Source organism: Streptomyces sp. NPDC005962 (genome assembly GCF_040629205.1).
GTDB lineage: Bacteria > Actinomycetota > Actinomycetes > Streptomycetales > Streptomycetaceae > Streptomyces.
The window spans coordinates 609,789-621,341 of sequence record NZ_JBEXVE010000001.1; the positions used below are offsets into that span (position 1 = coordinate 609,789).

An 11,553-nucleotide genomic window follows, 5' to 3' on the forward strand; every position below is an offset into this window, starting at 1 on the left:
CCTCAGCCCTTGGTGAGGGTCCGGGCCAGGAGGGGGAGGAGGCGGTTCCAGTGGTGTCTCAGGGCAGTGGGGCTGAAGGCGTCGGTGTCGGACATGGTGAAGCCGTGGACGGTGCCGGGGTAGATCTCGGAGGTGTGGTCGACACCTGCGGCGTTCAGCGCCTGGTTGAGCTCGTCGAGGGCCTCGGGGGTCAGGTCGGTTTCGGCGTGGCCGAGGTGGACCTCGGCGGTGAGCCGGGAGAGGAGGCCGTGCAGGCCGTCGGGGCCGTCGGCGACCACGGGGCCGTGGAATTCGGCGAGGGCGGCCACCTGGCCGGGATGGGCCGCGGCGGTGCGCAGCGCGTAGAGGCCGCCTATGCAGTAGCCGGTCACCGCGACCGGTCCGGGGGCGACCTCGGGCTGGGCGGTGAGGAACCTGAGGTAGGCGTCGGCGTCGCTCAGGACGCGGTCGTCGGTGTGCGTCTCGATCAAGGGCATCAGGCGGCCGATGAGCGCGGGACGGACGTCTTCGCCGATGTACTCGGGAAGTTCGACGACGGGTGTCGGGCCGTGTCGGTAGAAGGGGTTGGGGACGAGGACGTAGTACCCGTGCCCGGCCAGTTCGCGGGCCATCTCCCGCAGCACGGGCCGGATGCCGAAGGCGTCCGGGTACATCAGCACCCCTGGGTGCCGCTCGCCCTGCTCGCCCTGGTCGCCCCGGTCGGGGAATGCGGCGAAAGCGTCGGCGTGACCGTCCGTGGTGGGTATGTGCAGCGACTTGGTGGGCATGGCCGATCATCCTTCCGTGGGCCGATACCGGTGCACAAGGGATGAGGGCGGCCGGGGTGCTGGGGATCAGTGAGGGTGGCGCAGGCCCGCGATGAGGAGGTCGACCAGGTGGCGCGGGTCGTAGCGGGCGTCGCTGTCCGCGCCGATGCAGAGGTTGCCGACGCCACGCATCAGCTCGTACGCCTCCAGGCCGGTGCGGATCTCGCCGGACGCGGCCGCGGCGTCGAGCAGCTCGGTGCACACGGGTACGAGGCGGTCGAGGAAATAGGCGTGCAGCGTATCGAAGCCGGAGCTGTCGGACTGCAGCACGGCGGCGAGGCCGTGCTTGGTGACCAGGAAGTCCACGAAGCGGTTGATCCATTGCCCCAGCGCGGCGTGCGGCGTCGCGCTGGACGCCAGCAGGGCCGGACCGGCCTCGGCGCACGCTTCGACCTGGTGCCGGTAGACGGCGATGATGAGGTCCGCCCGGGTGGGGAAGTGGCGGTAGATCGTGCCCATGCCGACGCCCGCCTCGGCGGCGATGTCGCGGACCGGCGCCTCGACGCCTGATCTGACGAAGACGGCGGCGGCCGCGTCGAGCAGCGTTTCCTTGTTGCGCTGGGCGTCCTTGCGCTGGGACGGGGCTCCGCGTCCCGCGCGGTCCTTGCCGCCGCCCTTGCCGCTCCCGCTCCCGTTGCTGCTGCCGCTGCCGCTCGCGTTCACCGCGCGGCTCCCTCCGTCGCCGACCGACCTTGCCAAAACGGAACGAAGTTCCGTTTGCTCATGATGTCAGAGCAGGGCCCGGCAACCAAGCCTTGGCCCAAGCTGCCGCATCGCCCTCACGCATCGCCCTCACGCTTCGCCCGTCACCGGAGGAACACCGTCATGCACTACCGCACCCTGGGCCGCACCGGCGTACAGGTCAGCACCCTCGCGCTCGGCGCGATGAACTTCGGCGCGATCGGCCGCACCACCCAGGACGAGGCCACCGCCCTCGTCGGCCCGCGCACCCCGGACCACCTGCGCGCGCAGCTCGCCGCCGCCGATACCGTGCTCTCCGCCGACGTACTCGACGCGATCGACGCCATCGTGGCCCCCGGCACCGACCTCGCCCCGCACGAGAAGCACGACACCCCGCCCGCGCTGCTCGACCCGTCCCTGCGGCGCCGCTGACGGCAAGCTGACGGCAACAGGCGGGCGCGGGAATCCTGTTGAGGTTCCCGGTGGTGGCCACTACGTTCGGCCGGATGACTTCCGGGTCGGCCCAAGAGGGCCAGAACGACATCCAGCTGAACCACACCGTCATATCCGCCTACGACCGCCATCTGTCGGCCGAGTTCCTCGCCGCCGTCCTGGGCCTGGAGGTAGGGGCCCCCTTCGGGCCGTTCCTCCCCCTCGACCTGGGCAACGGTGTCACGCTCGACTACTACGAGAAGCGCGACGAACCGATCCAGCCGCAGCACTACGCGTTCCTCGTGCCCGAGGGGCGGTTCGACGGCATGATCGCCCGGCTGGAGGCGGTCGACGTCAACTACTACGCCGACCCCCACCACACCGAACCCGGGCGGACCAACACGCTCTTCGGCGGCCGCGGCGCCTACTTCGAGGACCCGGACGGCCACAACATGGAGATCATGACCCGGCCCTACGTCAGGCCGTAGCCGGGCCGGGAGCGAACGACCGGCGCACCGCCTCCGACAGCGCCCGGCGGCGCCGGTCGTGCTCCTCGGGGCGGTCGTCCCGGGTCGCAGTGGTGGAGGGGCCCGCCGCGGACCAGGTCAGGGCCATGGCGTTGACCAGGGCGAGGATGTCGTGGGGCTCGGTCGAGGCGCTGACCCGGCCCTGCCGCTGCGCTTCGGACACCGCCCGCAGCTTGGCGGCGACCGCGGGCGCTTCGGGCGCCAGGCTTCCGGTGTGGATGCCCTCCAGCTTCGCCCAGGTCACCAGGCGGACGAGATCCGGGCGGGCGAGGAACGCGTCGTACAGCCGCACGGCGTATCCGGCGAGGTCGGTGGCGGTGAACGGGACGGCGTCGGCGACGGCGTCGGCGTGCAGCCGGAAGACCGCCTCGAACAGGCCGAGCTTGTCGCCGAAGTAGGCATACAGCTGGGCCTTGTTGACGCCCGCGGCGGCCGCGATGCGGTCCACGCGGGCGCCCGCGATGCCGTGGGCGGCGAAGTCCTCGGTGGCGGCGTCCAGCAGGCGTCGGCGGGTGGCGTCGGCTTTCGCGGGGGACATGGCGCCAGATTACCAACTGGTTGGTTGTTTTTTCGCGGCGCACTGCTCTACCGTCAAACTAACCAACTAGTTGGTTTTATGGAGGAGAGGCGGCACCCCATGGCCATACGCGCGTACGCGGCGGAGCGAGCACGAGGACCGGTGCGGGCGCGGGAGTACGAACCCGCGCCCCTCGGCCCCCACCAGGTGGACGTCACCGTCACCCACTGCGGGGTCTGCCACACCGACACCGACATGATCGACGACCTGCACGGCATCTCCCGCTACCCGCTGGTCGCCGGGCACGAAGCGGTCGGCGTGATCGCGGCGCTGGGCAGCGCGGTCGACCGCACCCGGTTGTCCGTCGGGCAGCGGGTCGGCGTCGGGGCGACAGCCGGTGCGTGCTTCGCCTGCGAGTGGTGTCTCGGCGGGCGGCAGCACCTCTGCCCGGACAAGGACGACCTGGTGCTACGCGGCGACGGCGGCGCGTTCGCCACCCAGGTGCGCGCCGGTGACTGGCGGTACGTCCAGCCCCTCCCCGACGCCCTGCCGTCCGAGCAGGCCGCCCCGTTCCTGTGTGCCGGTTCGACGGTGTTCTCGGCGCTCGTACGGCACGGAGTGCGGCCCACGGACCGGGTCGGGGTGGTCGGCGTGGGCGGACTGGGCCATCTCGCCCTCCAGTTCCTCGCGAAGTGGGGATGCCATGTCACGGCCCTTTCCGCGACGGCCGCGAAGGCGGACGACGCCCGGCGGTTCGGGGCGCACGAGTTCGTCGTGGCGGGCCCGGCGGGTGAGGGGCTCGCGGGGCTTGCCGGATCGCTCGACTTCGTCCTGTCGACCGTCCCGGCGGACCTGCCGTGGGACGCGTACCTGGCGGCGCTGCGGCCGGGCGGCACGCTCAGCGTCGTCGGCGTGCCCGAATCCGCGGTCACCGTGCATCCGCTGGCCTTGCTGCCGGGCGAGAAGCGCCTCGCCGGGGACGTCGTGGGGACGCCCCTGGAGACGCGGCAGATGCTCGACTTCGCGGCCCGGCACGGCATCCGGGCGGAGGTCGAGACGTACCCGGTGGCGCGCGTCGAGGAGGCGCTCGACGCCGTACGCGGCGGGCGGGCCCGCTACCGCGCGGTGCTGGAGTTCTGACGTCCGGCCACGCGACGGGCCAAGGCCAGGGGCCTACGGCGCCAGGATGTCCAGCTCGCGCAGCGCGCCGAAGGTGATCTCGCGGGTGTGGCGCTCGGCGCGCTCCGCGTCCCCGGCGCGGACCGCTTCGGCGACCCGGACGTGGAGGGTGACCGCCTCCGGGTCCGGGTCGGTGAACATCACCTGGTGCTCGGTGCGGCCCGCCAGGACCTCGGTGACCACGTCGGCCAGGCGCGCGAACATCTCGTTGCCGGACGCGCGCAGGATCGTGCGGTGGAAGGCGACGTCGTGCACGAGGTAGGCGGGCAGCTGCTGGCCTCGGGAGGTGGCGACCATGTTGAGCGCGTGCTCGGTCAGCTCGGCGCACTGGGCGGCGGTGGCGTGCTCTGCGGCCAGGGCGGCGGCGGCCGGTTCGATGGCCGAGCGCAGGGAGGTCAGGGAGCGCAGCTGGCGGGGGCGGTCGGGTCCGGCCAGCCGCCAGCGGATGACCTGCGGGTTGAAGACGTCCCATTCGTCCGGGGGGAGGACGGTCACCCCGACGCGGCGGCGGGAGCGCACCAGGTGCATGGATTCCAGGACCCGCACCGCCTCGCGGACCACGGTCCGGGAGACGTCGAAGCGGCGCTCCAGCTCGTCGGTGCGCAGCACGGTGCCCGGCGGGTAGTCGCCCGCGGTGATCGCGGGCCCGAGGGAGGACAGCAGCCGAGCGTGCAGTCCCCGCCCTGTGGTGAGCCCCTGGTCGGGCCCCTGAATGGGCCCCTGGCCGGGCCCCTGGTTGTCCATGGAGTCAGACTACGTGGCCGCCGCGCAGCTTTTAAGTATGACTTTTACATCACGAACTCTTGAATACGTCGTATCAGTGGGGTTGAGTGTGCTGCCAGCGGTGCCGAGGTCGAGAACGACAGTCGAGGAAGACAGCACCGGAGCAGAACAGCGAGGTTTTCCACATGCAAGCTCCCCTGGTCGTCGTCATGGGAGTGTCCGGCACGGGCAAGACCACGGTCGGCCCGCTGCTGGCCGAGGCGCTCGGTGTGCCGTACGCCGAGGCCGACGACTTCCATCCGCCGGCCAACATCGCCAAGATGTCCGCCGGTACCCCGCTGGGCGACGAGGACCGCTGGCCGTGGCTGGACGCCATCGGCGTGTGGGCCCATGACCACATCGCTCACGGCGGTGTGGTCAGCTGCTCCGCGCTCAAGCGGAGCTACCGGGACCGGCTGCGCGCGGCCGAGCCCGGTGTCGTCTTCCTGCATCTGACCGGCGAGCGCAAGCTGATCGCCGACCGGATGCAGGAGCGCAAGGGCCACTTCTTCTCCGGCGCGATGCTCGACTCGCAGCTCGCCACCCTGGAGCCGCTCCAGCCGGACGAGAACGGCGTGGCCGTCGACATCGCCCCCGGCCCCGAGACCATCACCGAGCAGGCCGTCGCCGCGCTGCGGCGGGCCGAACGCCAGTAACCCGTAGGTAAGGAACCCCTCCGTGACCAGACTCAGCGCCGAGATGCTGGCAGCGGACACCGTCGACCCGATCACGTCGGCCGGTCACGCACAGCTGGGCATAGCCGTCCTCGTCGGCATAGCCGTTCTCGTCCTGCTCATCACCAAGACCAAGCTGCACGCGTTTCTGTCGCTGACGATCGGCTCGCTGGCGCTCGGCGCCGTCGCGGGGGCGCCGCTCGACAAGGTCATCACCAGCTTCTCCGGCGGGCTGGGCGACACCGTCGCGGGCGTCGGCGTGCTGATCGCCCTCGGCGCGATCCTCGGCAAGCTGCTCGCCGACTCCGGCGGCGCCGACCAGATCGTCGACACGATCCTCGCCAAGTCGAGCACCCGGATGATGCCGTGGGCGATGGTGCTCATCGCGGGGATCATCGGGCTGCCGCTCTTCTTCGAGGTCGGCATGGTGCTGATGATCCCGGTGGTGCTGCTGGTCGCCAAGCGCGGCAACCTCTCCCTGATGCGGATCGGCATTCCTGCGCTCGCGGGCCTGTCCGTGATGCACGGCCTGGTGCCGCCGCACCCCGGCCCGCTCGCCGCGATCGACGCGGTCCACGCCGACCTGGGCGTCACCCTGATGCTCGGCGTCCTCATCGCGGTGCCGACCGCCGTCATCGCGGGCCCGGTCTTCTCGCGCGTCGCCGACCGCTGGGTCGATGTCACCCCGCCGGACCGGCTGGTTCCGACGCGCCCCTCGGAGGACCTGGAGCGGCGCCCCGGATTCGCCGCCACCGTGTCCACCGTGCTGCTCCCGGTCGTGCTGATGCTCATCAAGGCGCTGGTCGACATCGCCGTGGACGACCCGGCGAACACCGTCCAGCGCGTCGCCGACGTCATCGGCAACCCCCTGGTGGCGCTGCTGGCGGCGGTGATCGTGGGCATGTTCACCCTCGGCCGCGCGGCGGGCTTCACCCGGGACCGCATCTCCACCACCGTGGAGACCTCGCTCGCCCCGATCGCCGGAATCCTGCTGATCGTCGCGGCGGGCGGTGGCTTCAAGCAGACGCTGATCGACATCGGCGTCGGCAACATGATCATGGACATCTCGAAGGACTGGAACGTTTCCGCGCTGCTGCTCGCCTGGCTGATCGCCGTCGCGATCCGGCTGGCGACGGGTTCGGCGACCGTGGCCACGATCTCCGCCGCCGGGCTGATGGGGCCGCTCACCGCGGACATGTCCACCACACACGTGGCGCTGCTGGTACTGGCCATCGGCGCGGGATCGCTCTTCTTCAGCCATGTCAACGACGCGGGATTCTGGCTGGTCAAGGAGTACTTCGGGATGAGCGTGGGGCAGACGGTGCGGACCTGGTCCGTGATGGAGACGATCATCTCGGTCGTCGCGCTCGGCTTCGTCCTGCTGCTGTCACTGGTCATATGAGGCCCGGGGTCATGAGGCCCGGAAGGCCCGGAAGGATACGTACGTCATGACGACACATCCGCTCTTCGACATCGGGGGCCGCACCGCGCTGGTCACCGGCTCCAGCCGGGGCATCGGCCACGCGCTCGCCCGCGGGCTGGTGGAGGCAGGCTGCACGGTGGTCCTCAACGGCCGTGACCAGCAGGCCCTGGACAAGGCCGCGGCCGAGCTCGGCGGCGCGGCGGCGGGCGTGCACACCGCCGCCTTCGACGTCACCGACGGCCCGGCCGTCGCCGCCGGGATCGCCGACGTGGAGGAGCGGGTCGGCCCGCTCGACATCCTGGTCAACAACGCCGGGATGCAGAACCGCGCACCGCTGCTGGAGTTCACCGACGAGGCCTGGCGGCAGATCGTGGACACCAACCTGACCAGCGCGTTCCTGGTGGGCCGGGAGACCGCGCGGCGTATGACCGTCCGCGGCCACGGCAAGATCGTCAACATCTGCTCGCTGCAGAGCGAGGTCGTCCGCCCCGGCATCGCCCCCTACTCGGCGACCAAGGGCGCGCTGAAGATGCTCACCAAGGGCATGTGCGCCGACTGGGGCCAGTACGGCATCCAGGTCAACGGGGTCGGCCCCGGCTACATCGAGACCGAGCTGACCCGGCCGCTCGTCGAGGACGAGAAGTTCAGCACCTGGGTGCGCGGCCGGACCCCGGCGGGCCGCTGGGGCCGCACCGAGGACCTGATCGGCGCGCTGCTCTATCTCGCCTCGCCCGCCGCCGACTTCGTCAGCGGACAGGTGCTGTACGTCGACGGCGGCATGACGAGCGTCCTGTGAAACCTAAGCAAGTGAACGAGGAGGCTGGGCGGATGGTGCTGGGCTGTGTGATCCATGGGCAGGGAGATCTGCGGGTCGACGAACTTCCCGAACCGGAGGCGGCGCCCGGACAGGCGCTGGTGGCGATCCGGTACGGCGGGATCTGCGGGTCGGATCTCCACTACCACGCGCACGGTGGCGTGGGCGACTTCCGGCTGAAGCAGCCCATGGTGCTGGGGCACGAGGTCGTCGGCACGGTCGTGTCGTACGGCGAGGGCGCGAGCGGGCCCGCCCCCGGCACCCCGGTCGCCGTGCACCCGGCGACGCCGTGCGGGGTGTGCCCCGAGTGCGCGGGTGGCCGCGCCAACATCTGCCGCGACACCCGCTACCTGGGCAGCGCGGCGCGCTTCCCCCACGTACAGGGCGGCTTCGCGTCCCGTATCGCCGTTCCGGCCGGACAGCTGCGGGTCCTGCCCGAGGGGCTGGAGCCGCGCCGGGCGGCGCTCGCCGAACCGCTGTCCGTCGCCCTCCACGCGGTGCGCCGCGCGGGCGATCTGAAGGGCCGCAACGTACTGATCACCGGTTCCGGGCCGATCGGCTGCCTGGCCGTCGCCGCCGCGCGGGCGGCGGGCGCGGCGTCCATCACGGCGACCGATGTGCTGCCCCGCGCTCTGGAGTTCGCCGCGGCGGCCGGTGCGACGGCGTGCGTACGGGCCGACGACCCGGACGACCCGAACTGGCCCGCCTCCTCCGACGGGATCGACGTCGCGATCGAGGCGTCCGGCGTGGCCGCCGGGCTCGACACCTGCCTGAACCGGGTGCGGCGCGGCGGGGTGATCGTCCAGCTCGGCATGCTGCCGCCCGGGCAGAGCCCGTTCGCCGGGAACCTCCTGGTAGCCCGTGAGATCGACCTGCGCGGGGCGTTCCGCTTCCACGAGGAGTTCGACGACGCGCTGCGGCTGCTGGCGACGGAGCCGTCGTTCGACGCCCTGATCAGCGGGGTCCGGCCGGTGCGGGAGGCGAAGGAGGCGTTCGCCCAGGCGGCCGACCGCCGCGAGTCCTGCAAGGTGCTGCTGGACTTCGAGGCCTGAGCGGCCTGACCTGGGCCTGACCAATAACACAGGGGCCTGCTCGCGTGGCTCGCGAGCAGGCCCCTGACGTATGCGTGCGTGACTACTTCGTGAAGCCGTAGTTCAGCAGCTTCTTCGCGTCCGCGGTGCGGTTGGCCACCGAGGAGGAGGCGAGGACGGTACCGATGACCGTCTTGCCGCTGCGGGTGGCGGCGAAGACCAGGCAGTACTTGGCCTCCGGGCCGGAACCGGTCTTCACGCCGATGGCGCCCGAGTAGGTGCCGAGCAGCGTGTTGGTGTTCTCCCACGTCATGTTGCGGGAGCCACCGCTCTTGGTGACCGTCTTCTGCGTGGTCTTCTTCGTCTTCACGACCGTGCGGAAGGTGGAGTACTTCATCGCGCTGCTCGCGAGCTTCGTCAGATCGCGCGGCGTGGAGTAGTTCTTGCCATGCCCTATGCCGTCGAACGAGTCGAAGCTGGTGTTCTTCAGGCCGAGGCTCTTGGCGGTGGAGTTCATCTTGCCGATGAACGACTTCACCCGCGCGGCCCGCGTCGAGCCGGTGCCGAACTTGTCGGCCAGGGCGTACGCGGCGTCACAGCCGGACGGCAGCATCAGCCCGTAGAGCAGCTGGCGCACGGTGACCTTGTCGCCGACGATCAGCCGGGCCGAGGAGGCCCAGTTGTTGTCGACGATGTAGTCGCTGTACGCCTTCTGGACCGTGACCTTGGTGTTGAGGTTGAGGCCCTTCTGGGCCAGCACCACCCGGGCGGTCATGATCTTCGTGGTGGAGCCGGTGGAGAGACGGGTGTCGGCGGCCTTCTTGTAAAGGTCCTTGCCCGTCCCGTTGTTCATCACGTACCCGCCCTTGGCGGCGATCGTGGGCGCGGCGGCGGCAGCCTGGGCCGGGGCCACGGCCACGGAGGACAGCACGGCCCCCGCGGCGAGGACGCTCAGCGCGGAGAGGCGACGCATGCGCTTGGTGGTGGTTTTCAAATGAATACTCCAATGTCCCTTTGGGCGCGCGGCGGTCCGGAAGGGAAAGCCGTCGATCAGGGACGCATGAGAGCGGTCAATGGATGTGCGCTCCGCGATGTTATCCGTACCCGCTGTGCGGTTTCCCGTCGTATCGTCTTACGAGCCCAACCTGGTCAGATATCCCGCCATCTGATCCGTGCCGTGGGCCGCGTAACCGACGTGTCCGTCCGGCCGGATGACGAAGACGCCGCGCTCCGCGTACCCGTCACGGATGTGTCCGTCCGGGTCGAGCAGATCGGGTGCCGGGCCGCCGACACGGTACGTACGCACGGACGCGCCGCCGGGGGCGGACGGTTCCGCGCCGCCCAGCGCGAGCACTGTCACCTGCGGGCCGCGGAAGGCGTCGAAGAGGCGGAACGGGGTGCCGTCGGGGAGGGCACAGGGGGCGTCGGGTGCGCGGTCGCCCGCGCGCAGCGCGCTCTCGTCCACCCGCCGTTGGTCCACCGCGAGGGCTGTGCCGCGGTAGGTCAGCCCCAGTTGGTGCACCTCCGCCGTGCGCCGGGGCTCCTTCGCGTTGCCCTCCATCCCGGCGCGGTGGATGCGGGTGCTGATGCCCAGCACCCCGGCGGCGACCGGCATCCGCTCCTCCTCGTAGCTGTCCAGCAGTACGGGATCGGCGCCGCCGCGCAGCACCGCGCCCAGCTTCCAGCCGAGGTTGTACGCGTCCTGGACGCTGGTGTTCAGCCCCTGGCCGCCCGCGGGGGAGTGGATGTGCGCCGCGTCGCCCACCAGGAAGACCCGGCCCTCGCGGAACCGTTCCGCCATCGCCGCCCGGACCCGGAACGTCGAGGTCCACCGCACCTCGCCCACGTCTGACGCGGCGAGATGCGAGCGTTCGGCGATCAGCCGCCGCACCGCCTCCGGGGCCGGATCGGGGACGGCGTCGGCGTCGTCGTACTGGGCCAGCATCTGGAAGAGACCGGTCCCGGCGAGCGGGCACAGTGACAGTCCGCCGCCCTTCGCCTGCTGCCACACATGCCAGTGGTCGCGCTCCAGGCCGGTCAGTTCTATGTCCGCCACCAGGCGGGGGAGCGGGTCGACGGACTCGCCCGCCATGCCGATGCCGAGCGCCTTGCGGACGGTGCTGCGCCCGCCGTCGGCGGCCACCGCGTAGGCGGCCCGTACGGTTTCGGCCGAGCCGTCGGCGTACGCGAGGTGCGCGGTGACGCCGTCCGCGTCCCGCGTCAGGGCGGTGCACGCCGCGCCGAACTCGACCTCGCCGCCGAGTTCGAGCAGCCGCGCGTACAGGATCTCCGCGGTCCGCCACTGCGGGAGCATCCAGATGTCGTGGTACGGGGTGCCCGGCGTCGGGCCCGTACGGACGATCATCTCGAACGCGCCCAGCCGCCGACCGTCCTCCCAGCCCATCATCGGCGGATACGGCCCGCCCGCCGCGCGGACCGCGTCCATGACGCCGAGGTCGTCGAGGACCTCCTGCGTCCTCGGCTGGAGCCCCTTGCCGCGCGACCCCGGGAACAGCCGCTCGCCCCGCTCCACGATCCGCGCCGCGACACCGCGCCGGGCCAGGTCGACGGCCAGGGTGAGCCCGGCCGGACCCGCCCCGATGATCAGCACGCCCGTTTCCTTAACGTTGTTAAGTTCCATGCGGCCGAGAATGCGCTTAACGTTGTTAAGTTGTCAAGGGGGACCGGACTGAGCTGGGAGGATGAG

The 11,553-nt window shown here is 71.2% G+C and carries 12 protein-coding genes and 1 pseudogene; 7 read left to right on the forward strand and 6 right to left on the reverse strand.

All coding sequences use genetic code 11. The annotated features are described in order from the left end of the window. Nucleotides 1-2: 2 nt before the first annotated feature. Nucleotides 3-767, reverse strand: coding sequence for a dienelactone hydrolase family protein (locus ABZ370_RS02865; protein WP_358615434.1), 765 nt, complete (start codon nt 765-767; stop codon nt 3-5). A 66-nt stretch (nt 768-833) separates the two neighbouring features. Continuing rightward, nucleotides 834-1,349 (reverse strand): helix-turn-helix domain-containing protein, encoded by a 516-nt coding sequence (locus ABZ370_RS02870; RefSeq protein WP_358616060.1) that lies wholly within the window; start codon nt 1,347-1,349, stop codon nt 834-836. A gap of 384 nt (nt 1,350-1,733) precedes the next feature. Between ABZ370_RS02870 and ABZ370_RS02875 the strand changes: the two are divergent. Together ABZ370_RS02875 and ABZ370_RS02880 are read left to right on the forward strand one after the other, a co-directional pair. After that, a pseudogene (locus ABZ370_RS02875) lies at nt 1,734-1,919 on the forward strand (aldo/keto reductase); the annotation flags it as partial. Between the two features lie 74 nt (nt 1,920-1,993). Further along, complete coding sequence (locus ABZ370_RS02880) at nt 1,994-2,407, forward strand: VOC family protein (protein WP_358615436.1); 414 nt, start codon at nt 1,994-1,996, stop codon at nt 2,405-2,407. Here the strand turns inward: ABZ370_RS02880 and ABZ370_RS02885 are convergent. Next, nucleotides 2,397-2,984, reverse strand: coding sequence for a TetR family transcriptional regulator (locus tag ABZ370_RS02885; RefSeq protein ID WP_358615438.1), 588 nt, complete (start codon nt 2,982-2,984; stop codon nt 2,397-2,399). The genes ABZ370_RS02880 and ABZ370_RS02885 overlap by 11 nt on opposite strands. A 99-nt stretch (nt 2,985-3,083) precedes the next feature. Between ABZ370_RS02885 and ABZ370_RS02890 the strand changes: the two genes are divergently transcribed. Continuing rightward, a complete protein-coding gene (locus ABZ370_RS02890; protein WP_358615440.1) occupies nt 3,084-4,103 on the forward strand; it encodes an NAD(P)-dependent alcohol dehydrogenase in 1,020 nt (339 codons plus the stop codon). A gap of 33 nt (nt 4,104-4,136) precedes the next feature. Here the strand turns inward: ABZ370_RS02890 and ABZ370_RS02895 are convergent, their stop codons facing one another. Next, a complete protein-coding gene (locus ABZ370_RS02895; protein WP_358615442.1) occupies nt 4,137-4,886 on the reverse strand; it encodes an FCD domain-containing protein in 750 nt (249 codons plus the stop codon). A 164-nt stretch (nt 4,887-5,050) separates the two neighbouring features. Here ABZ370_RS02895 and ABZ370_RS02900 point away from each other — a divergent pair, with 164 nt between their 5' ends. Genes ABZ370_RS02900 through ABZ370_RS02915 form a run of 4 tightly spaced genes read left to right on the forward strand, consistent with a single transcriptional unit; the run spans nt 5,051 to nt 8,867 of the window. Then, nucleotides 5,051-5,560, forward strand: a complete 510-nt coding sequence (locus tag ABZ370_RS02900; protein WP_358615444.1) for a gluconokinase — start codon at nt 5,051-5,053, stop codon at nt 5,558-5,560. Between the two features lie 22 nt (nt 5,561-5,582). Beyond that, nucleotides 5,583-6,980, forward strand: coding sequence for a gluconate:H+ symporter (locus tag ABZ370_RS02905; RefSeq protein WP_358615446.1), 1,398 nt, complete (start codon nt 5,583-5,585; stop codon nt 6,978-6,980). Nucleotides 6,981-7,026: 46 nt separating this feature from the next. Further along, complete coding sequence (locus tag ABZ370_RS02910) at nt 7,027-7,797, forward strand: SDR family oxidoreductase (RefSeq protein WP_358615448.1); 771 nt, start codon at nt 7,027-7,029, stop codon at nt 7,795-7,797. Between the two features lie 32 nt (nt 7,798-7,829). After that, nucleotides 7,830-8,867 carry an L-idonate 5-dehydrogenase gene (locus tag ABZ370_RS02915; RefSeq protein WP_358616062.1) on the forward strand — a complete coding sequence of 346 codons (1,038 nt, stop codon included), beginning with the start codon at nt 7,830-7,832 and terminating at the stop codon, nt 8,865-8,867. 82 nt (nt 8,868-8,949) lie between these two features. On the opposite strand, the gene ABZ370_RS02920 is transcribed toward ABZ370_RS02915, so the two are convergent. Beyond that, nucleotides 8,950-9,819 carry a D-alanyl-D-alanine carboxypeptidase gene (locus tag ABZ370_RS02920; protein WP_358615450.1) on the reverse strand — a complete coding sequence of 290 codons (870 nt, stop codon included), beginning with the start codon at nt 9,817-9,819 and terminating at the stop codon, nt 8,950-8,952. Between the two features lie 159 nt (nt 9,820-9,978). Further along, a complete protein-coding gene (locus ABZ370_RS02925) occupies nt 9,979-11,487 on the reverse strand; it encodes an FAD-dependent monooxygenase (RefSeq protein WP_358615452.1) in 1,509 nt (502 codons plus the stop codon). Nucleotides 11,488-11,553: the final 66 nt, after the last annotated feature.

What these genes read in the sequence shown, in the direction of transcription:
- ABZ370_RS02895 (WP_358615442.1), bottom strand. Translation starts at nt 4,886, where the DNA reads ATGGACAACCAGGGGCCCGGCCAGGGGCCCATTCAGGGGCCCGACCAG.
- ABZ370_RS02920 (WP_358615450.1), bottom strand. Translation starts at nt 9,819, where the DNA reads ATGCGTCGCCTCTCCGCGCTGAGCGTCCTCGCCGCGGGGGCCGTGCTG.
- ABZ370_RS02865 (WP_358615434.1), bottom strand. Translation starts at nt 767, where the DNA reads ATGCCCACCAAGTCGCTGCACATACCCACCACGGACGGTCACGCCGAC.
- ABZ370_RS02880 (WP_358615436.1), top strand. Translation starts at nt 1,994, where the DNA reads ATGACTTCCGGGTCGGCCCAAGAGGGCCAGAACGACATCCAGCTGAAC.
- ABZ370_RS02885 (WP_358615438.1), bottom strand. Translation starts at nt 2,984, where the DNA reads ATGTCCCCCGCGAAAGCCGACGCCACCCGCCGACGCCTGCTGGACGCC.
- ABZ370_RS02890 (WP_358615440.1), top strand. Translation starts at nt 3,084, where the DNA reads ATGGCCATACGCGCGTACGCGGCGGAGCGAGCACGAGGACCGGTGCGG.
- ABZ370_RS02900 (WP_358615444.1), top strand. Translation starts at nt 5,051, where the DNA reads ATGCAAGCTCCCCTGGTCGTCGTCATGGGAGTGTCCGGCACGGGCAAG.
- ABZ370_RS02915 (WP_358616062.1), top strand. Translation starts at nt 7,830, where the DNA reads ATGGTGCTGGGCTGTGTGATCCATGGGCAGGGAGATCTGCGGGTCGAC.
- ABZ370_RS02910 (WP_358615448.1), top strand. Translation starts at nt 7,027, where the DNA reads ATGACGACACATCCGCTCTTCGACATCGGGGGCCGCACCGCGCTGGTC.
- ABZ370_RS02925 (WP_358615452.1), bottom strand. Translation starts at nt 11,487, where the DNA reads ATGGAACTTAACAACGTTAAGGAAACGGGCGTGCTGATCATCGGGGCG.